This is a genomic window from Flavobacterium aquiphilum (genome assembly GCF_027111335.1).
In the GTDB taxonomy this organism is placed as follows: Bacteria; Bacteroidota; Bacteroidia; order Flavobacteriales; family Flavobacteriaceae; genus Flavobacterium; species Flavobacterium aquiphilum.
Genome location: NZ_CP114288.1, coordinates 101,056 through 121,387, shown reverse-complemented (window position 1 = coordinate 121,387; position 20,332 = coordinate 101,056). Strand labels below are relative to the sequence as shown.

The window sequence follows — 20,332 nt, the reverse complement described above, 5'->3', positions numbered from 1 at the left end:
CTCAGTAATTCAGTAACTTTTAAAAATACGCTCTCACAAAAGGCATTACCGCATCACTGTAAACATGATCGTTTTCGTCAAACAATACATTGTAGGCTATCCCGACCGTTACATTCCCAGCTCGGTAGCCCGCTCCCAAAAATAAGGCCGTGTTCCAAAAATTATCGGTATAAGCGGGTAGGTTATGATAGGCTTCATAATGATTGTTGACGTAGGATTGGTTTAGATTTATAGAAAATTGGATTTCGGGAATTGGGTTGATGAAGGTCAAAAAGCTTGCGCCGTAAATTCCTGAATCGTAATATCCTTTGGAAGAAACATAGCTACCCTGCAGTCCTAAACCAACCGCCAAATAAGGGTTGACATTGTAAATGGCACTCGGTGCAATCGAAATATCGGTATATCCGCTCCCAAAACTTAATCCTAATCCTCCTCCAAACTGCACTTTACTCCAAAAAGGATTTACAGAATGTGGTGTTTGTTGGTATTGAGCTATTACGTTTTCGTAAAAGAATAGGAGAATAACTATAGAAAACAACTTTGTTAGGGAAGAAAAGGAGTATTTTTTCATGTTAGCAGCTTTTTTTTAACATATTTTTACGTAAAAGTACGTAAAAAATAGATTTAAATAAATTGCTTTATTGTATTTTTGCCGAACTATTTAACAAAAGTATATTCGATAAGATTATGGATAGGTTTTCATTTTTAAACGCAGCACATACAGAATTTTTTGCTCAATTATACGATCAATATTTAGAGAATCCAGATAGTGTAGAGCCAAGTTGGAGAAGCTTTTTTCAAGGTTTTGACTTTGGAATGACCACTTATAATGATGAAAATCCTGTTCAGCAAATTGTTGAAGTGGCTACAGGAAACGCTGATTGTAGTTTGGTTTCAGACAAATTGCAAAAAGAATTTAAAGTATTGAGATTAATCGACGGTTACCGTTCAAGAGGGCATTTGTTCACTAAAACAAATCCGGTTCGTGACCGTAGAAAAAGTTCTCCGACTTTGGATATTGAAAATTTCGGCTTAACTACAGCAGATTTGACAACTGTTTTTGATGCAGCACAGGCAATTGGTATTCCGCCTAGCTCTTTACAAGATATTATAGCACGCCTTCAGGCGATATACTGCCAACACATTGGGGTTGAGTACATGTATATTCGTAACCCTGGCGTTGTGAAATGGATTCAGGATAAATTGGGGGTTAACAATAACCAGCCAAACTTTTCTTCAGAGGAGAAAAAGAATATATTAAACAAATTAAATGAGGCTGTTTCGTTTGAGAACTTTTTGCATACTAAATATGTTGGGCAAAAACGTTTTTCATTAGAAGGAGGAGAGACCGTAATTCCAGCTCTTGATGCTTTGATCGAAAAAGCGGCCGAAAAAGGAGTGGAGCAATTCGTAATGGGAATGGCTCACCGTGGACGTTTGAACGTTTTGGCAAATATTTTTGGTAAATCGACTCAAGATATCTTCGGAGAATTTGACGGTAAAGATTATGACCAAGAATACTTTGACGGTGACGTAAAATACCATTTAGGTCTTACTGCCGATAAAGTAACCAAGTCAGGAAAAAAAATAAATATCAATTTAGCACCAAACCCTTCTCACTTGGAGACTGTAGGTGCCGTAATTGAAGGTATCACAAGAGCAAAACAAGACAAATATTTTGCTGACGATTTCTCTAAAGTATTGCCTATTGCCGTTCACGGGGATGCTGCGATTGCAGGACAAGGTATTCTTTATGAAATAATCCAAATGTCATTGCTTGACGGATACAAAACAGGGGGAACGATCCACGTTGTAATCAACAACCAAGTTGGATTTACGACTAACTATTTGGATGCCCGTTCTTCAACTTATTGTACCGATGTTGCCAAAGTAACACTTTCACCGGTATTGCACGTAAATGCTGATGATGCCGAGGCTGTTGTTCATGCAATGTCTTTTGCATTGGATTACAGAATGGAATTTGGGCGTGACGTATTTATTGATTTGTTAGGATATAGAAAATACGGTCATAACGAAGGGGATGAGCCTCGTTTTACACAACCTGTTTTATATAAAATCATTGCAAAACACCAAAATCCAAGAGATATTTACGCTGAGAAACTATTGTCAGAAAGAGTTATCGATGCTAACTACGTAAATACAATCGAAAAAGAATACAAACAGGATCTTGAGCAAAATTTAGAAGCTTCCCGTAAAAAAGATTTGACAATCATTACTCCATTTATGCAAAATGAATGGAAAGGATTCGAGCAGGTTTCTGATGATGTGATGTTAAAAAAAGTAGATACAAAAGTTGACAGATCGACTTTGGATTCTATCATAAAAACAGTTTCAACTTTACCATCTGATAAAAAATTCATTAACAAAATTTCAAAAATTGTTACTGACAGAAAAACAGGATACGACAACAACACTATAGATTGGGGTACTGCAGAAACATTGGCATACGGTTCATTATTGACTGAAGGTTTTGATGTGCGTATTTCAGGACAGGACGTAGAGCGTGGGACTTTCTCACACCGTCATGCTGTTGTAAAAGTTGAGGATTCTGAAGAAGAAGTAATTCTTTTGGATAGTATCGAAAATAAAAAAGGGAACTTCCATATTTATAACTCGTTCTTGTCTGAGTATGGAGTTTTAGGTTATGATTATGGATATGCTTTGGCCAACCCAAATGCTTTGACAATTTGGGAAGCACAATTTGGGGATTTCTCAAATGGTGCCCAAATTATGATTGACCAGTATATTTCTTGTGGTGAAGACAAATGGAATAACCAAAATGGATTGGTGATGTTGTTGCCTCACGGATACGAAGGACAAGGAGCAGAGCACTCATCTGCACGTATGGAGCGTTACTTGCAACTTTGTGCACGTCACAATATGTATGTTGCCGATTGTACAACTCCTGCGAACTTCTTCCACTTGTTGAGAAGACAAATGAAAACTAATTTCCGTAAACCGCTAGTGGTTTTCTCACCTAAGAGTTTGTTGCGTGATCCAAGATGTGTATCTCCGGTTGAAGATTTCACTTCAGGAGAGTTCCAAGAAACAATTGATGACAATACAGTAAATAAAAAAGACGTTAAGACTCTAGTTTTCTGTACAGGTAAATTCTACTACGATATTACTGCAGAAAGAGAAAATAACGGAAGAAAAGATGTTGCGGTTGTTCGTATCGAGCAATTGTTCCCCTTCCCAGTTGATCAAATCAAAGAAATCATTGCCAAATATCCAAATGCCGACGATTACGTTTGGGCACAGGAAGAACCTAAAAACATGGGAGCTTACAGCTACATGTTGATGAATTTTGACTTGGTTAAATGGAGATTGGCATCGTTAAAAGCATATTCTGCTCCTGCGTCAGGAAGTTACACACGTTCAAAACGTCGTCACGCCGATGCAATCAGAATGGTATTTGATAAAAATTTATTTAGATAAAAAGAATTGTTTCAGGTTTAAAGTTTCGAGTTTAATACCAACTTGAAACTTTAAACAATTTAAACTTTAAACAAAAATTGTATGATTTTAGAAATGAAAGTCCCATCACCAGGGGAATCAATCAAAGAAGTTGAAATTGCAACTTGGTTAGTAAAGGATGGCGATTACGTAGAAAAAGACCAAGCTATTGCTGAAGTTGATTCAGATAAGGCAACTCTTGAATTGCCAGCTGAAATGAGTGGAATTATCACGCTAAAAGCGGAAGAAGGAGATACTGTAGCGGTTGGGGCAATAGTTTGTCTTATTGATACTGACGGAGCAAAACCAGCAGGTTCTGCAGCACCGGCAGCAGCTCCAGTAGTTGAAGCTCCAAAAGCGGCTCCAGCTCCAGCTCCGGCTCCTGTAGCAGCAGCTCCGGCACCAGTAGCATCTTATGCAGCAGGAACACCATCTCCGGCAGCTAAAAAAATATTGGATGAGAAAAATATCGCTCCATCTTCAGTTTCAGGAACAGGAAAAGGTGGAAGAATCACTAAAGATGATGCTGTAAATGCAGTGCCTTCTATGGGAACTCCAACAGGTGGAAGCCGTGGTGTAGAGCGTACAAAATTATCTATGTTGCGTCGTAAAGTAGCTGAAAGATTGGTTTCTGCTAAAAACGAAACAGCGATGTTGACTACTTTCAATGAAGTAAACATGACGCCAATCAACTTGATCCGTAATGAGTACAAAGATGCGTTCAAAGCAAAACACGGCGGTTTAGGTTTAGGATATATGTCATTCTTTACAAAAGCTGTAACAAGAGCTTTGGAATTGTATCCAGACGTTAACTCTATGATGGATGGTGATCATAAAATTGCTTTCGATTTCTGTGATATTTCTATCGCAGTTTCTGGACCAAAAGGATTGATGGTTCCTGTTGTTCGTAATGCTGAAAACTTGACTTTCCGCGGTGTTGAAGCTGAAATCAAAAGATTGGCTTTGAGAGCTCGTGACGGACAAATCACAGTTGACGATATGACAGGAGGAACATTTACTATTACTAATGGTGGTGTTTTCGGAAGTATGTTGTCTACGCCAATTATCAACCCTCCTCAATCAGGAATCTTGGGAATGCACAATATTATTGAGCGTCCAATCGCCGTAAACGGTAAAGTTGAAATTCACCCAATGATGTACGTAGCACTTTCTTATGACCACAGAATCATCGACGGACGTGAGTCTGTAGGTTTCTTGGTTGCCGTGAAAGAAGCTTTGGAAAACCCATTGGAATTATTGATGGGTGGAAATGCTAAAAAAGCGTTAGAACTATAGTTTTAAATAATTTCAATTTAAAGCTGGTGTTTGTATTAAACACCAGCTTTTTTTGTTAGGCTTATAATTATAAAATATTTTTACTTATGTATAGCATTAATTTTTTTGTTATATTTTTGTCAAATTAGTAATAATTTATTATTAATAAGGTTTAAACGAGATGTTGTGAATTCTCAAAACTAAAAATTTATGAGCGAAGAACTTTTACAAAGAAATTTAATAAATAATCCTCCTAAAATTGGGAAATGGGATTATTATAACGTAGGAGCAACTTCAATTAAACAATTTAAAGATGCTCAAATAATTAGGAATGTTGATTATGGAAAAGAAGAAAAGAAAAAAGTTGATGCCTTATTAGTTCAAAAGAAAAATGTAATCGCCGTAATTGAATTTAAAAGACCGTCTGAATTTAATACAAAAGCAAAGCAAAATAGAGCAATAGAACAAGAATTAGAAGTTGCTAAAAAATTGATGCTCATATAATTATTGCTACGGATACTAAAGAAAGTATTTGGGTAAATGTTTTAACAGGAAACAGAATAAAAGATGAAACAGGAAAAGAATTGAAAGTTAATTTTGATTCTAATGATGAAAAATTACCCGATTTAATTGAAAAATTAATTTCATCTTTAAATGAAAAAAATGATCAAATTAAACCAAAGAGATTAGTAAATCCGACAGATTTAGCAAAACAAATTTGGCAAGATATTTGGTCTGCAAGTGGAGAGTCTCCAACAAATTCATTATACTCATTTGTTGAATTATTTATTTTTAAATATTTAAGTGATTTAAAAATTTTAGGGCAAGGTTTGGATTTTAACCATCTTATGGAACGATATAATTATAATTTAGAAAACCCAGAAGATCAAGCTTTAGATTATTATGCAAATAATATTAGACCATATATAAAAAAATTATTTCCTGAAGGAAATGATAATACTACTATAATTAATGGGTCAGTTTTTGTGAATAAAGAAGGCTATCCTGATAAAAGATACAGTAGTGTTTTTAAAAAAGTCCTGACTAAATTTAAAAATTACGGGCGATTAGAAAATATTGATTTTTTTCCTTAAATCCGACAATTTACAAAACAAATTTGGCAAGATATTTGGTCTGCAAGTGGAGAGTCTCCAACAAATTCATTATACTCATTTGTTGAATTATTTATTTTTAAATATTTAAGTGATTTAAAAATTTTAGGGCAAGGTTTGGATTTTAACCATCTTATGGAACGATATAATTATAATTTAGAAAACCCAGAAGATCAAGCTTTAGATTATTATGCAAATAATATTAGACCATATATAAAAAAATTATTTCCTGAAGGAAATGATAATACTACTATAATTAATGGGTCAGTTTTTGTGAATAAAGAAGGCTATCCTGATAAAAGATACAGTAGTGTTTTTAAAAAAGTCCTGACTAAATTTAAAAATTACGGGCGATTAGAAAATATTGATTATGATTTCAAAAGTAAATTATTTGAGGTTTTTTTAAAAGAAAGTATTAGTAAAAAAAATCTAGGTCAATTTTTTACACCTATAAAAGTAGTTCGTGCTATTGGTGAAATGGCAAAAGACGATATTAAACCAAATATCAAAATTTGTGATCCAGCTTCTGGCGTAGGTAAATTTTTGTTAGAACCAATAAGAACTAAAATTGATCAATTGTTTGAGGTTAAAAATGGTGAAATAATTTCAAAAATTCAAATTCATGGATTTGATAAAGGATTTGATGGAGAGGAGCAAAAAACAATTATTTTGGCTAAAGCAAATATGCTTATTTACTTTTCAGACTTAATAAAAGATAACCCCACATTAACAAATAAATTTTCGAAAGTATTTAATGATAGTTTTCAACTAAAAACAGACTCAATACTTGGAACATTATCTGATACTGTTGAAAATGAATATGATTTAATACTTACTAATCCTCCATATGTTACAAGTGGTAGTAGTAATCTTAAAGAAGAAATTAGTAATAATACAAAATTAAAAGATTATTATAAAGTTAACGCAATAGGCGTTGAAGGTTTATTTATAGAGTGGATAATTAGGGCGCTAAAGCCTGGGGGAAAAGCTTTTGTTATTGTTCCAGATGGAATTTTCAGTAGACAAAATGATAAAAATTTACGCCAATTTATTTTGGATGAATGTTTTATTGACGGTGTAATTTCTTTACCACTGAAGACTTTTTTCACCACTCCTAAGAAGACTTATATTCTTTGTGTTACTAAAAAAGAAAATAAAACAAACATTCAAATAGATCCTGTTTTTACTTATTTAGTTAGTGAGATAGGTGAAAGTAGGGATAATTATCGTTTTGATATTGAACAAGATGATTTGTCCGAAGCTGTAAATTTGTATTCCTTTTTTAAAGGAAATAAAAAAGGATTTGAAAAAATAAATACAGACAAAAGGTGCAAAATTTTTCAAATTAGCAATTTTGAATTAGATAAAAATTGGTGTGTAGAGAAATGGTGGTCTATTACAGAACAAATTGAATTAGGCGTAATTGAAGAAGAAAATAAAACTAAACTTAGTGAATTACCTTTTATAATAGAAGATGTTGCAAATAATATTTTAAGTTTTAAAGATGAAATACGTTCAATAAATGATAAAAATTCTCATAAATCAAAACTGGTAAGTTATTTAGTTGAAGATATCTTTGAATCTCCTCCAACTAATTCAGGTTTAAAAAAAATCCATGTGAGTCAAATTAAGACCGATGAATTTAATATTCCAGTTTATTCAGCATCCAAAGAAGAAAATTTAGTTTTTGGTTGGGCTTCGAATGATAGTAAATGGAAAAAATATGAAAATGTTTTAACATGGAATAAAGATGGTAGTTCAAGCTATGTTTTTTATAGAAAAGACAAATTTATTCCTTATGAAAAAGTTAAATTGTTGCAGTTAAAAGAAAATTTTTCTACATGTTTATATGATTATCTTAAGATTGTTATTCAAAATAGAATGATAAGAGAAGGTTTTGGTTTTAATCATAAATGTTCTATGGACAGAGTTATGAAGTTAGATATTTCAATACCTTATGATGAAGTAGGTAATATTGATGTTGCAAAACAAATAGAGATAGCCGAAAAATACCAAAAGACAGAACAAATCAAAAAAGATATTTCAGATGAATTAAATAAAATAGCGAATATTGAAATTGAATATGAATAAAATTGAAGCCAAAATTAGAGAAGCATTAAAATCTAATAAACTCAACCCTGAAATTTTAGGTGAAAGAAAATGGTGCACTTATTTTATCTCAGTAAATAAGTTAGTTTGGTCTAGAAATCTTTGGGATGGTTATGAAATTCATGTTTATTCGGATGAATATAAGACTCTACATCTAGCAACATTTAAGATTTAGATTTTTTTTATTGTTGACGATTATTTCAAATACAAACAATGATTGTAGTAATCGATTATTCCTTTGCCTTTCATCAAAATATCGGCGCCAATGATGCCGTGGACGGGTTTTACTTTATAATGTCCTAAGGCTTCGTTTACGTGCGATAAATCGAAGATAATAAGGTCTAGTTTTTTATTCTTCCATTTACCCAATTGAAGTTTGTTTCCGGAAGCCATTTGGGTAAACATTCCCGTCGCTCCAGCACCCGAAGCTTTCGTTTTGGAATTTTGAGCCTCCAATGTAAAAGTTTCTATGCTCTCAAATCCCACACAACTGTTGGACGCGCCGGTGTCCAAAATGAAGTTTCCTTTCACACCATTGATTTTGGCCTTGATTAAAAGGTGTTGCGTTTTGGTGACTTTGAATTTTACTTTTTTATAATCTACCTTCTTTAATTTTTCGTGTAAATTTTTCATTTTGCAAATGGCTTTTCGGTAAGGTAAAAATAGGATTTGTTGCGGGGTTATTGGTTTTTGAATTTCAGTTTTTCTTTTTTAATTCGGTTGGTAATAAACTTAAACAATACAAAACCTCCTGTTAGTGCAACAAAAATTAGTAATCCAAACAGTAAATAGTTGCATTCATATTTGCTTTCGACGTTTCCGTAATACACAAAGGCAGCCCAATAATACGGTGATTTTTTGGTGTTGGATATGTTTTTGTTTTTTAAGAAGTCCCGTTTTGCGTTGGAATTGGCCTCAATGTAGGATTGCCCATTTTTGATGTTTTGGTAAAAGGAATCCATGAACATTGAAGTAGTATAGTCATTGACTTTCCATAAAGAAAACAATAAGTTTTGAGCTCCCGCAAATTGAAATCCGCGGGCTACACTCATTGCGCCTTCGGATTTAAAGAGTTTGCCAATACCTGTTTCGCAAGCGCTCAAAACGACCAAATCAGGATGGATGTTCAAATGGTACAGTTCGGAGTACAGGATTTCCTGATCGTAAAATTTGATGCTTGCCGGCGTTTCAATATCTCCTGAACTAGCATGAGTGGATAAATGCAAAATGTTATAATTGGCTGCATTTTTTTTGAAATTATCGAAAGTGGCTGAGGTATTTTCAAAGTATTTCCCTTCGAAATTCTTTTGAATCGATTGCATTTCGTCTTTCGAGTAGCTCAAGGTGTAAGGAGTATTTTCGAAAACAGGAAAAATACCCAAAACAGTTTCTTTTTGTCGTTTTTTACTTTTGTTAAAAGACAAATAAAAACCCGCCGAATTCTCGTAGCCAATGTTGTAATCGTTCAAAAGATAGTGCATTTGAGCAAAATTAGTTGTTGAAGTTTCTTTAGTTATTAAAGCTTCAAAAGGCAGGAAATTTAAAATTCCGTCGGGAACAACGATGAGGTTTTTGGATGCCGAATTTATGGGCAAATGTAATAATTGATAGGCAATGTTTGCATAGTGATTGTAATCGTTTGGATTGTTTACAATGGTATTTGGATCATTAAAAAAGTCTATGAATTGCGCTATTTTTACTGATGTATGGGCATTATTGCTGAATGAGTTGAGATACATCTTTTTGTCAATAATGGTAAAAGAATAAACCTTTGAGACTCCTGAAAAATATTCGATCATTATGGCATTATCCTTTTCCAATTTTGAATACAAATTATCTAAATTGATATCCTGAACAGCCTTGTTTTCTTTTTTTGTTTGGCTTTGCTTTACTAACAGCATCAATTCATTTTGTTTTTTGATGGCTGAATTGATTTTGATAATATCGGCTAGATCTTCTTTTTGTTGTTCTTTTAAAATAATGTTGTTTTGGTTTTGAAGTTGTTCGGAAAGTTTTTTTTCAGCGATTGACTGCGTTTTTGAATTGTTAATTCCTCGCTGTAAAATAGCTGATTTTGTATATTCTGAAAGTTGAAAAGCCTTTTCGAGATATGTTGTTTTGTGCTCTTTTTCAAAAAGCGATTTGTAAATGGCAATACACTTTTCTGTGCGATTTCGATTCCTGATTTGGTTGATGATTTTCGAGTTTTCATAAACCAAAAGTGATTGAAACAGTTCTTCTATATGGAAAGCAAGCTCATAACTTTCCAATGCTTTTTTGGATTGGTTTTCAACTTTAAAAATTTCGGCTTGTAAGTCCAAAGCATCCAATAAAATGGATTCTGCATAAAGTGAATTTTTCTTCGGGAGGATGTTTTTTTTACCCGAATAATCAGGAATCAATATTTTGAAAATGCTTGCAATAACTGAGCTTGATTCGTTTGGTTTTCCTAGTTTGAAAAGAATATTTGCTTCGTCAAAATAGAATTGGGCTTTTTTTCGAGGACTGATATTGGTTGATTTTTCAAATTCGGCTTTGGCCTTTATAAAATAGGTATTCGCCAATTCAAAGTTTTGCCATTGTGCATTAAGGGCTGATAAATTACGATAGCAATTGGCTAAAGTCTCCGATTGGTTTTTCTCGTTTTTTAATAATTTGATTGCTTCCAGATAGGAGTTTTCAAGGTTTTCGGGAAAATTATTTCGGATTGGGAAAGTTGGATTCGGGTCTTTATAACTCAATACATAACTATTTCCCAAGTTATTGAGTAAAGTTCCTTTTTGAATATTGGATAATTTCTCAGTTTTAATGGTTTTTTCCAGTAAGTCAATAGCAAGGTAGTTTCTTCCCGAATTTTGGTAAACATTTGATAAATTGAGAATGGCGGCTATTTTGAGGTTTCTGTTTTTCTCCTGCGTAGCGATGAAATAATATTGTTTGATGGTGTTTTCGGCATTATCGTAATCGCCGACAATCGTGTAGAGATTTCCCAGAGGTTTCAAGCAGTATTCAGTAATGTCGTAATCGGAGAGTTTGTAATTTTGGTATGTTTTCCAAGCTTTTTCATAGCTAGTGATGGCCTCGTTTATTTTACCGAATTTATTTTCGAAATAGGCTTTGTTGCAGTTTAAAACAACGATCGAAAGCAGTGCGTCTTTTGATTTTTTGTCTTTGTTTTTCCAAAAATTGGTTTCGAAGGTATTTAGTTTTTCAATTCCTTCCGGCGTTGGATTAGCAACAAAATTATCGACGGCGTTGTAAATAACTTCTTCTTGTGTGTGGGCTTTTTGGCTAAAGAGAGTCAGGGATATAAAGAAGCAGAAGAAAAATATTTTTTTTGTCATCGATAGTCCCTTTGTTTCAGCTAGTTTGAGACTAAAATTAAGCCAATTTTTGGATTTGCCAAACACAAACAAAGCAAATTTTGAATTAAATTAGTTGAATAAATCCGTTGTAGCTATTAAAGGGTGTAGTTTAACGTAAAGTTGATAACATTACAATTGAACTATTCTTTTGCAAGCTCATATACTGCCGCATCAATTTCTTCAAATGTTGGATTTAGTACAATTCTATTAACCTCTTTTATTACTAATTCGTTTTTAATGATTTTACCAAATATTAAAAGAATCCAATATTTCCACATTTCGTCACGACCTTGTAAGATTTTAAAGATTTCAAATGCAATATTTTCAGAATAAGGAATTAAAAAATCAGCAATTAATTGACTAACGGGCCAATTCAAATCTTGTAACCATTCCAATAAATTAGGAATGATTGGCTTGATTTCTTCAAAAGAATAATTTTTTAGCTTTTCAGCTGTTTCAATATCAAATTTATCTTTTGGTATTAAATTTTCAATATTCATTTAACAAAATTCTTTTCTATCCATAATTTTTTTCTCAAATATATCCGCTAACTTTCCACTATCCAAAAACATTATTTTAAAATTTTGTCCCAATGAAATGGAAATTATGAACTTAACTTTTCTTGCTTACAAAAACTAAAATTTCCAAATCGCATACAATTGAACATAATTGAAATCATTGTCGAAATTGAGGACGTATCGAGCTCCCAAACTTGGACCTATTCTAGCAAAACCTGCCGTGAAGTCAAACAAAAGCCCAGAGTTTAGTTTCGTAAATGATTTTGTGTCTTTTGGTGTTGAATATTCTGTTCGCAGCAGCAGTTTGTCTGTTGTTCCTTCGTAAATGTCAGTTTTGATGTTTTGTGTTTGCTCTTCGGAGACATTCATGTTGAATTGCATACCCGCTCCAACACCAAAATAAGTCGAAATATTGTATCGGAACAAAACTGGAATTTCCCAGTTGATGTTTTTGTTTTCTATGGATGTGGTAATTAGGTTCAAATGTACGGCTCCGGTGCTTTGGTCTATTGTTCTGGAATTGGTGGTACCACCGTCATAGGAAGTGACGCTGTTGATGAATTCGGCTTGACCGTAATAGCGATAGGATTTAAAAGGCGAAATGGTAGCCCCTACGAAATAGCTTTTCGGGTTTTTCAGATTGGTGTATATGTTGTATCCGGCTTTGGCTCCGATGGATATTCCCGGCGTGAATCGGGTAGTGGCATAGTTGGTGATGATGGGTTCGTTTTTGTCGAAGATAATCGCCGTTCTGCTTTTGGTTTTTACTTTGTGAAAATCTTCATTGAACTTCATCGAGTATTTCACAAAACCTTTGGTGCTGTCTATTTCCGTTACATTTTTTTGGTTGCTGCCCGGCAAATAGATATTTCTGAAAACAAAAAATATCTGCGTTTCCCTTTCGATAACGTCGAGACAACTTGTCGTCGCGACTTCGCCTTTGGGACAAATGGGGCATTCGGGGTACATGCTTTCTATTTTTAGGGTGCTTTTGTCAAACATATCGGGGATGTCGGTTTCTAGCTGTATTTTTCGGGCTGGGCCTTCACCGTTATTTTGAAAACTAGTTTTGAATTTAACCCTTTTGTAGCGAACGAAGCGGTAATTCATGAAACTTCCGTTGGAGCCCATTTTATTGGGATCGTGTGAAGTAACGATTTCCATTTCCAGGTTTTTTATTTTATGGTCTTTAAAACTTCGGTTGGGGACATAAATGCTGCGGATGGTTATCGTGGCACTGGTGTCCTTGATCATTTCGGGAGTGGTTTTGAACGTATAAAACACGTTTCGGGTTTCTCCCGGGTTGTGATCGTCTATTTCTAAAATGGCCACGTTTTTATAACTGTTTTTAGCAGCTAATAAGGTGGAATCCAAATTGGTTTCATTGGTTGTTTCCAAATATTTTTTGGAAAAAGTCAAATTTTCGTTAGAAGCCAAATAGCGGTTGGTGTTGTCGATGTCGTCTGCAGAGACGATATTATTTTCTTTGACTTCCCTTTCTCCGGCATATGGCCTTACTTCCTCTAGGACGAAATTGTTGTTTTTGAATTGCTTTTCGTTGTAAAAAAGATAGAGTTTTCCGTTGGTGACATAGTTTTCAAGGTTTTCGTAACTCACAACAACCTGCATTTCCTGTTCCGGAATCGGGTCGCAGTTTTTTATGATCGATAATCCGTCTTGAGTGTCGATAGAAGCGATGTCTTTGTAATTGGTGTCTGAAATTTCATTGACCACCACTTTTTTTGGGCGTGTTGCTGGTGGTTTTCCGTTGTCGTAATTGTTGGTTACGGTAAGTTTGGCGGTATAAGTTCCTTTGTTTTTATAAACGTGTTTGGGTTCTGCCTCTCTACTGTAGTGGCCATCGCCTAATTCCCATAAATAAGTGTAGCTTGGTTTTGGTGCACCGGCAATAGGAATTAGCGGAGGTGTTTCGGGTTTGAACGAAACTAAATTCCCTTTTTGGTCGTAACCGATATTGGCTCTTCGGGTGACCGTATCTTTTACTTTGACTTGAGCATACAGAGAGGTTGCAAAAATGAGAAAAATTACGAGTAGTGATTTGTTCATACTTTGGTTATTTTGGTCAGTCATTGTTTTTTCGGGAGCTTTTGAAAGCAGTAAAAAATCAAATTGGTTTAAAAGTAAAAAAAAGCGGTGAGCAAATCACCACTTTTTTGACATTAATTGAGGGCATGGGGTTATTGGATGGCATTGATTGCAGCTACCAATTGCGCTTCGGTGCCAAGAGTAGTTTCGGCCAGCGTGAAAGTGTAAACATCATTTGCGCCTATGGTAACAGCTTTGATGGCGTATCTCCACTGTCCGTCTTCCTCGGTGGCAAAAATGATATGACAAGCCAATCCAATCGGGATTTGACCGTAGTGCTCGCTGAATAATCCTGCTGCGGTGTAGGTATCCAATTTTGCAAGAGCGTTTTTGCCCTCTCCGTCATAGGACAAATAAATGGCGCTGTTGGTGTTGTCGTATCCATCGGGAGCATCGACAAGAATGGTTGTTTTTGGTCTGGTGTCACTGTAAAATTTATCTACGTTTGTCCATCCGAAGTTTCCAAAAGAAACATAATAGTTGCTTCCTTCTCCTTGTACTCCACCTTTTCCTCCTGCGGTTCCTGGATCGGCTACATTTCTCCAAACTAGGTTTTCCGGATCATCCAAATTGCCTATCCATAACTGCATTCCTGTTTTTAATCCGTCGGTTAAACTTGTTGGGACAAGAAGGGTCATTGTGGCCAATGATTCTAGCGCCACTCCGTCTTGGGTTGCTTTGATGTAGAATTCGCCACCAGAGATTAATAGGTTTTTCTTCCCGTCTGTGGTCAATCCCATTGTAGGCTTGTTTGCCACGAGCATATGCCCTTTGTCGAAAAGCTCTACGTATTCGATAGAAATCGGACCAGTTACCGGATTTCCGTTTTTTCGGAGGTAGTCCCTGTTGATCATTAGTTTTACCCCTTTGGCAGAAGTGAGTGTCACTGTCCCCGAAGCCTCGGTGATGGTGAACGTTTGTTTTAGCTTAGTTAGGGCTTCGGTTTTGATGGCTTTGAACTCGGCGGCAGTTGCCGGGATAATTGGCGTTTCGGTTTTCGGTGTGTCCTCGTTTGTACAGCTTACCATTGCCATTGTTGCCACAAATAAAAGTGCGATTGATTTTAAATTCTTGTTCATGATTTCTAAGTTTTTGCGATCTGTCCCGAAAGTTTCAGGATGTTTTTCAGATTCTGGTTGTTAATTGTTTTGTTGTTAAATCAATTGGGGTTTGATATTGTTACCCTTGTTTTTAAATTTTTTTCCTCTCCTCAACCTTCTCCGAAGGAGAGAGAGCTAGAATTGGATTTTTTTTAGCTTTTATTTTTGGGGTATATCAATTGAATGGTTTATTTGTTACCCCTGTTTTTTATCGGGTGATTAATGTCCAAAGTTTGTTAATGAAATTGGCGCCTATTTTTTTGATGTTTTCCATAATCTAAAAGTTTTAAATGTTGGTTTATGTTGTTATATCCATTGAGGTTGGATATTGTTACCCCTGTTTTTTAAATTTTTTTATTTTTTTTAGATGAAGGTTTGTGTTTTGGAAACCTGTTAGGATGAAAAACGGCAATCTTGACTTGTTTTTTCAGCAGTTAATTACTGGTTTTGCAGTTCGCGTGAGGGATGGGAGCAAGTTACCGAAGTAACGCGGACAGCCCGACGCTGTTTAATGATGGGGCTGTATAAGTGGTATTGTAAGTAAGCCCCATTGTTAAACAGGGGCACGCCCAAGATTTTTTTTTACTATTTTAATTGATTACGAGGTATTTGTTTTTTTGTATTTTCGTTAAAATTTTTCTTATGGATCGAAAATCCCATCACCCTGACCAGATTTATATTGATGGACTTGCGAATAATGATTCGGAGGTCATTCATGCTATTTATAAAAAGTTTGTGCCCAAAGTTGTCGGTTATATTAAGAACAATTCGGGTGATGAAGACAAGGCTCAGGATGTGGTTCAGGAAGTGTTGATTTTGCTTTTTGATCAGGCAAAGGCGAAAAAGTTGCAACTGACTTGTCCGTTTGATGCTTACTTTTTTTTGCTGTGTAAGCGAAAGTGGCTCAACGAGTTAAAAAAACATTCGAATAAAGGGGTAACAATTAATAAAGAGTTGACATCTATAGACGGATCTGTGGATGAAATGGTTTTGCAGAGCGAACATTTTGACGAGAAACAGCAATTGTATGATATGATGTTTCAAAAGCTGGGTGAAAAATGCCAGGAGTTGCTAAAGCTGAGTTTTGCGCTTCCGTCTATGGAGGAAGTTGCTGAAAAACTGATGGTGACTTATGGTTATGTCCGCAAAAAGAAATCGCTTTGTATTGGTCAGCTCACACAATGGATCCAGGAAAACAATCGTTTTAAATCTATAAAAAATACCTAGCCATGAATGAGGAACACTTTTTGGAATTTGATGAATATCTTCAAGGGGAAATGAATGCTGGGGATAAATTGGCGTTTGAGCAACGCTTGAAGGAGGAACCGGAGTTGAAAATGGCTTTTGAAACATACAGGGAACTGCACCAACATTTGGAAAACAAGTTTGGCCATGCCGATGAGCGAAAAGCTTTTAAAGAGAATTTAAAAAAGATTTCGAAAGAACATTATAAAAAGCATAAATCCAAAGTGATTAAGTTCAAACCTTGGTATTATGCGGCTGCAGCATCGGTTGCTGTTTTGTTTGGGTTGTTGTTTTTTAATTATAATCAAGATCCGGTTTTTGAGGATTACAATCATCCTGAACAGGCTTTCTTTACCGAAAGAGGGACTGCTGATGCAAATTTGAAGCAAGCCGAAACTGCTTACAACGGGAAAAAGTACAGTGAGGCGATTCCGTTGTTTGAAACTATTTTGAAAACAGACAAAAGTGCCGAGATCCAATATTTTTATGGGGTTTCTTTGCTTGAGGTAAACAGGTTTGCCGAAGCCGAAAAGGTTTTTACTGCTTTGAAATCGGGCAATTCGATTTATAAAAACAAGGCGATTTGGAGCTTGGCGTTGAGTAAGTTGAAACAGAAAGATTATAAATCCTGTAAAGAGCTTTTGTTGACCATTCCTGAGGATTACGAGGGGAATGATCAGGTTGATGCTTTGTTGGATGAGTTGGATTAGTATTTCAAAATAGTTATTTCGTAAAGATTCACTAAGGAAATGCTTAGGTTCACAAATATCTTTTTTAAAATATTTATTTGCCACAGATTCACAGATTTTTAAAACATTTTAATCTGTGAATCTGTGGCAATTTCATAAATTTTTCGGAATCCAATCTTGCAGACTTTTTGTCTGCCAAGCCAAAACTAAAGGCTTTCAGTACATAGTGGTTCATTTTGAGAATCTTTGTGCAAAAATTTAGCGTCATTCCCTATTTGGTAAAGCCCTATTTTTGAGTAATTTTGCCTCTTTAAAATTTACACTTGGAAACAAAGGCAATACTTACCGATACCCACACCCATTTATATTCTGAAGAATTTGATCAGGACCGAAGCGATATGATGCAACGCGCCATAGACAATGGTGTTACCCGTTTTTTTGTTCCGGCAATAGATTCGACTTGTACGCAAAGCATGTATGATCTAGAACGCGACTATCCAAATAACGTGTTCTTGATGATGGGTTTGCACCCAACCTACGTAAAGGATGATTATCTTGAGGAATTACAGCATGTTGAAAACGAATTGGCCAAAAGAAAGTTTGTTGCTATTGGCGAAATTGGAATTGATCTGTATTGGGACAAAACTCATTTGAGAGAACAGCAGTTTGCTTTTAGAAAGCAAATTCAGTTGGCAAAACAATACAACCTTCCAATTGCGATTCATTGCCGTGAGGCTTTTGATGAAATCTTCGAAATTTTGGAAGAAGAAAAATCACCCGAATTGTTCGGTGTTTTTCACTGCTTTACCGGAACGTACGAACAGGCTTTGCAAGCTATATCCTATAATATGAGTTTGGGAATAGGAGGAGTAGTTACTTTTAAAAACGGAAAAATTGATCAATTTTTGCATCAAATCGATTTAAGGCATATTGTCCTTGAAACAGATTCTCCTTATTTGGCCCCGATTCCCTATAGGGGTAAGCGTAACGAAAGTAGTTATTTGGTGAATGTTGTCGATAAATTGGCTCAGATTTATGGCCTTTCGGCAAATGAAATAGCAAGTGTAACAACTGAGAATTCTATGAAAATATTCGGTATTTAATGTCGATTTTCTCCAAGTTTAATATTTTTTTTGTTCTTTTGTCGAACTAAATTGAGAACCAAAATGAATAAATTTGATGCGATTAGGTTTTTTGATGATTCTGAAATAAACCAGGGAATATTAAAGGTTATTGACCATCCTATGATGAAAGGGTTGATGAACTTTTGTTTTCCGGGCGTTGACGATGAAATTTGGAAAGAACAACTTCGTAATACACACTCTATTCAAGAATTTCAGTGTAACTTTATTTATCATGGGGTACAGCAGGTGTTGGAGAAAAGCTCCGAGGGCTTGACGACATCAGGTTTTGAAAAATTAGAACCAAATACTGCCTATCTTTTTATTTCCAACCACAGAGATATTGTTCTTGACACCACTTTGCTAAATGCATGCCTGTATGAACACGGGATGATAATGACTTCATCGGCCATTGGCGATAATTTGGTGCACAAACCATTTTTGAAAATATTGGCCAAACTAAACAGAAACTTTTTGGTTCAACGCGGATTGTCTCCAAGAGAAATGCTTGTGAGTTCCAAATTGTTGGCGGAATATATGGCTCAAATGTTATTGCATGATAATCGTTCGGTTTGGATTGCACAACGAGAAGGAAGAACCAAAGATGGGAATGACGAAACCAATCCAGGTGTTTTGAAAATGATCGCCATGGGATCTGACGAGGAAAATATCATGGATTATTTTAAGAAAATCAAAATTGTCCCGGTTTCTGTTTCTTACGAGTACGACCCGACAGATGCCCTGAAAATGCCACAGTTGTTGGCCGAGGCAAATAATGAGATTTACAAGAAAGAGAAAAATGAAGATTTCATGACTTTGCTGAGCGGAATCATTGGACAAAAGAAAAGAATTCACATCCATGTTGGCGATGTTCTTGATACTGAAATTGACGATATTATCAAAAACGTAGATACTACCAATAAACAAGTTCAGGCATTGGCACAAGTAATTGATGATTCTGTGTTGAGTAATTATCACTTGTGGACGACCAATTTTATCGCTTATGATATTGTAAACAATTCAGATCGTTTTGCTCATTTGTATACCGAAAATGAAAAAATGCTTTTTGAGCGTCGATTAGAGTTGAGAATCGATCACGAGCATCCAGTTGCCAAACAAGGCTTTTTGGATATGTATGCCAATCCTGTTGTCAATAAATTAAAATATTTTGATGAACTCTAAGCCTCAAATTCTTTTGATTTATACTGGTGGAACCATTGGTATGAAAAAAGATTTTGAAACAGGGGCGCTTAAGGCTTTTGATTTTGCTAAACTGCTTCACAACGTTCCTGAATTAAAATTGCTGGATTGCGAGATCGCTACTTTTTCTTTCGAAAATCCTATCGATTCATCGAATATGAACCCGGAACATTGGGCCGAAATTGCCTGTACTATCGAGAATAATTATGATAATTTCGATGGTTTTGTGGTGCTTCATGGTTCTGATACAATGTCATATTCGGCTTCGGCATTGAGTTTTATGCTCGAAAATCTTTCCAAACCTATTATTTTTACAGGCTCCCAATTGCCAATCGGGGATTTAAGGACAGACGCAAAGGAAAATTTAATTACGGCAATTCAAATTGCTTCTTTGCATGAAAACGGCAAGCCATTAATTAAGGAAGTTTGTCTTTATTTTGAATACAAATTATACCGCGGTAATAGAACGACAAAAGTAAACGCCGAACATTTCAGGGCTTTTATATCTCCAAATTATCCTTTCTTGGTGGAGTCTGGTGTGCATTTGAAAATGAACTCTGAATTGTTTTTACAAACAAATGAGGCTGAGTTGAAAGTTCATACTTATTTAGACAATAATGTCGCTATCATTAAGATGTTTCCTGGAATAAGTGAAGCCGTCCTATCTGCAATTTTGAATATTGAGAGTTTGAAAGGAATAATACTGGAAACTTACGGAGCAGGAAATGCACCAACTGAAGATTGGTTTTTGGAGCTTTTGCAAAATGCTGTCAATAGGGGATTGTACATTGTTAATGTTACGCAGTGCGCTATTGGAAGTGTAAGTATGGGGCATTATGAAACGAGCACCACGATGAAAAATCTGGGAATTATTTCCGGGAAAGATATCACAACCGAAGCAGCCGTGACCAAATTAATGTACTTATTAGGCCAAAAAATAGCACCATCGAATTTTAAAAATGTATTCGAAACATCTTTGAGAGGTGAAATTTCCCTTTAAATTACTAAAAACATA

At 35.2% G+C, this 20,332-nt stretch carries 17 protein-coding genes; 11 read left to right on the top strand and 6 right to left on the bottom strand.

Going from position 1 to position 20,332, the window contains the following annotated elements:
• Nucleotides 1–19: 19 nt before the first annotated feature.
• Entirely contained in the window at nt 20–571 is a 552-nt protein-coding gene (locus OZP12_RS00510; protein WP_281227084.1) for a hypothetical protein, read from the bottom strand.
• Nucleotides 572–687: 116 nt separating this feature from the next.
• Here OZP12_RS00510 and OZP12_RS00505 point away from each other — a divergent pair, with 116 nt between their 5' ends.
• The 6 genes from OZP12_RS00505 to OZP12_RS00480 all read left to right on the top strand — a co-directional run bounded on the left by OZP12_RS00505 (nt 688) and on the right by OZP12_RS00480 (nt 8,148).
• Nucleotides 688–3,459, top strand: a complete 2,772-nt coding sequence (locus OZP12_RS00505) for a 2-oxoglutarate dehydrogenase E1 component (protein WP_281227083.1) — start codon at nt 688–690, stop codon at nt 3,457–3,459.
• Nucleotides 3,460–3,540: 81 nt separating this feature from the next.
• The gene (gene odhB, locus OZP12_RS00500; protein ID WP_281227081.1) at nt 3,541–4,773 is read left to right on the top strand and encodes a 2-oxoglutarate dehydrogenase complex dihydrolipoyllysine-residue succinyltransferase; all 1,233 of its coding nucleotides are present in this window, start codon (nt 3,541–3,543) and stop codon (nt 4,771–4,773) included.
• Nucleotides 4,774–4,962: 189 nt separating this feature from the next.
• Entirely contained in the window at nt 4,963–5,256 is a 294-nt protein-coding gene (locus OZP12_RS00495; RefSeq protein ID WP_281227080.1) for a hypothetical protein, read from the top strand.
• Between the two features lie 80 nt (nt 5,257–5,336).
• A complete protein-coding gene (locus OZP12_RS00490) occupies nt 5,337–5,846 on the top strand; it encodes a hypothetical protein (RefSeq protein ID WP_281227079.1) in 510 nt (169 codons plus the stop codon).
• A 153-nt stretch (nt 5,847–5,999) separates the two neighbouring features.
• Entirely contained in the window at nt 6,000–7,955 is a 1,956-nt protein-coding gene (locus OZP12_RS00485) for an N-6 DNA methylase (RefSeq protein ID WP_281227078.1), read from the top strand.
• Entirely contained in the window at nt 7,948–8,148 is a 201-nt protein-coding gene (locus OZP12_RS00480; protein WP_281227077.1) for a hypothetical protein, read from the top strand. The genes OZP12_RS00485 and OZP12_RS00480 overlap by 8 nt, the downstream gene beginning before the upstream one ends.
• Before the next feature lie 20 nt (nt 8,149–8,168).
• Here OZP12_RS00480 and OZP12_RS00475 read toward each other — a convergent pair whose 3' ends face one another.
• The 5 genes from OZP12_RS00475 to OZP12_RS00455 all read right to left on the bottom strand — a co-directional run bounded on the left by OZP12_RS00475 (nt 8,169) and on the right by OZP12_RS00455 (nt 15,041).
• Nucleotides 8,169–8,606, bottom strand: coding sequence for a retropepsin-like aspartic protease (locus OZP12_RS00475; protein ID WP_281227075.1), 438 nt, complete (start codon nt 8,604–8,606; stop codon nt 8,169–8,171).
• A gap of 47 nt (nt 8,607–8,653) precedes the next feature.
• Nucleotides 8,654–11,317, bottom strand: coding sequence for a CHAT domain-containing protein (locus OZP12_RS00470; RefSeq protein WP_281227074.1), 2,664 nt, complete (start codon nt 11,315–11,317; stop codon nt 8,654–8,656).
• Nucleotides 11,318–11,478: 161 nt separating this feature from the next.
• Nucleotides 11,479–11,838, bottom strand: a complete 360-nt coding sequence (locus tag OZP12_RS00465; RefSeq protein ID WP_281227073.1) for a DUF5071 domain-containing protein — start codon at nt 11,836–11,838, stop codon at nt 11,479–11,481.
• Nucleotides 11,839–11,973: 135 nt separating this feature from the next.
• Nucleotides 11,974–13,923, bottom strand: coding sequence for a DUF7849 domain-containing protein (locus OZP12_RS00460; RefSeq protein ID WP_281227072.1), 1,950 nt, complete (start codon nt 13,921–13,923; stop codon nt 11,974–11,976).
• 131 nt (nt 13,924–14,054) lie between these two features.
• The gene (locus OZP12_RS00455) at nt 14,055–15,041 is read right to left on the bottom strand and encodes a hypothetical protein (RefSeq protein ID WP_281227071.1); all 987 of its coding nucleotides are present in this window, start codon (nt 15,039–15,041) and stop codon (nt 14,055–14,057) included.
• A 663-nt stretch (nt 15,042–15,704) separates the two neighbouring features.
• Here OZP12_RS00455 and OZP12_RS00450 point away from each other — a divergent pair.
• The 5 genes from OZP12_RS00450 (at nt 15,705) to OZP12_RS00430 (ending at nt 20,317) form a co-directional block, all read left to right on the top strand.
• A complete protein-coding gene (locus OZP12_RS00450; protein WP_281227070.1) occupies nt 15,705–16,289 on the top strand; it encodes an RNA polymerase sigma factor in 585 nt (194 codons plus the stop codon).
• A 2-nt stretch (nt 16,290–16,291) separates the two neighbouring features.
• Nucleotides 16,292–17,017, top strand: a complete 726-nt coding sequence (locus OZP12_RS00445) for a tetratricopeptide repeat protein (protein ID WP_281227069.1) — start codon at nt 16,292–16,294, stop codon at nt 17,015–17,017.
• A gap of 302 nt (nt 17,018–17,319) precedes the next feature.
• Entirely contained in the window at nt 17,320–18,099 is a 780-nt protein-coding gene (locus OZP12_RS00440; RefSeq protein WP_281227068.1) for a TatD family hydrolase, read from the top strand.
• Between the two features lie 63 nt (nt 18,100–18,162).
• Entirely contained in the window at nt 18,163–19,299 is a 1,137-nt protein-coding gene (locus tag OZP12_RS00435) for a 1-acyl-sn-glycerol-3-phosphate acyltransferase (protein ID WP_281227067.1), read from the top strand.
• The gene (locus OZP12_RS00430) at nt 19,289–20,317 is read left to right on the top strand and encodes an asparaginase (protein WP_281227066.1); all 1,029 of its coding nucleotides are present in this window, start codon (nt 19,289–19,291) and stop codon (nt 20,315–20,317) included. Before OZP12_RS00435 ends, OZP12_RS00430 begins: the two co-directional genes overlap by 11 nt.
• Nucleotides 20,318–20,332 lie beyond the last annotated feature (15 nt).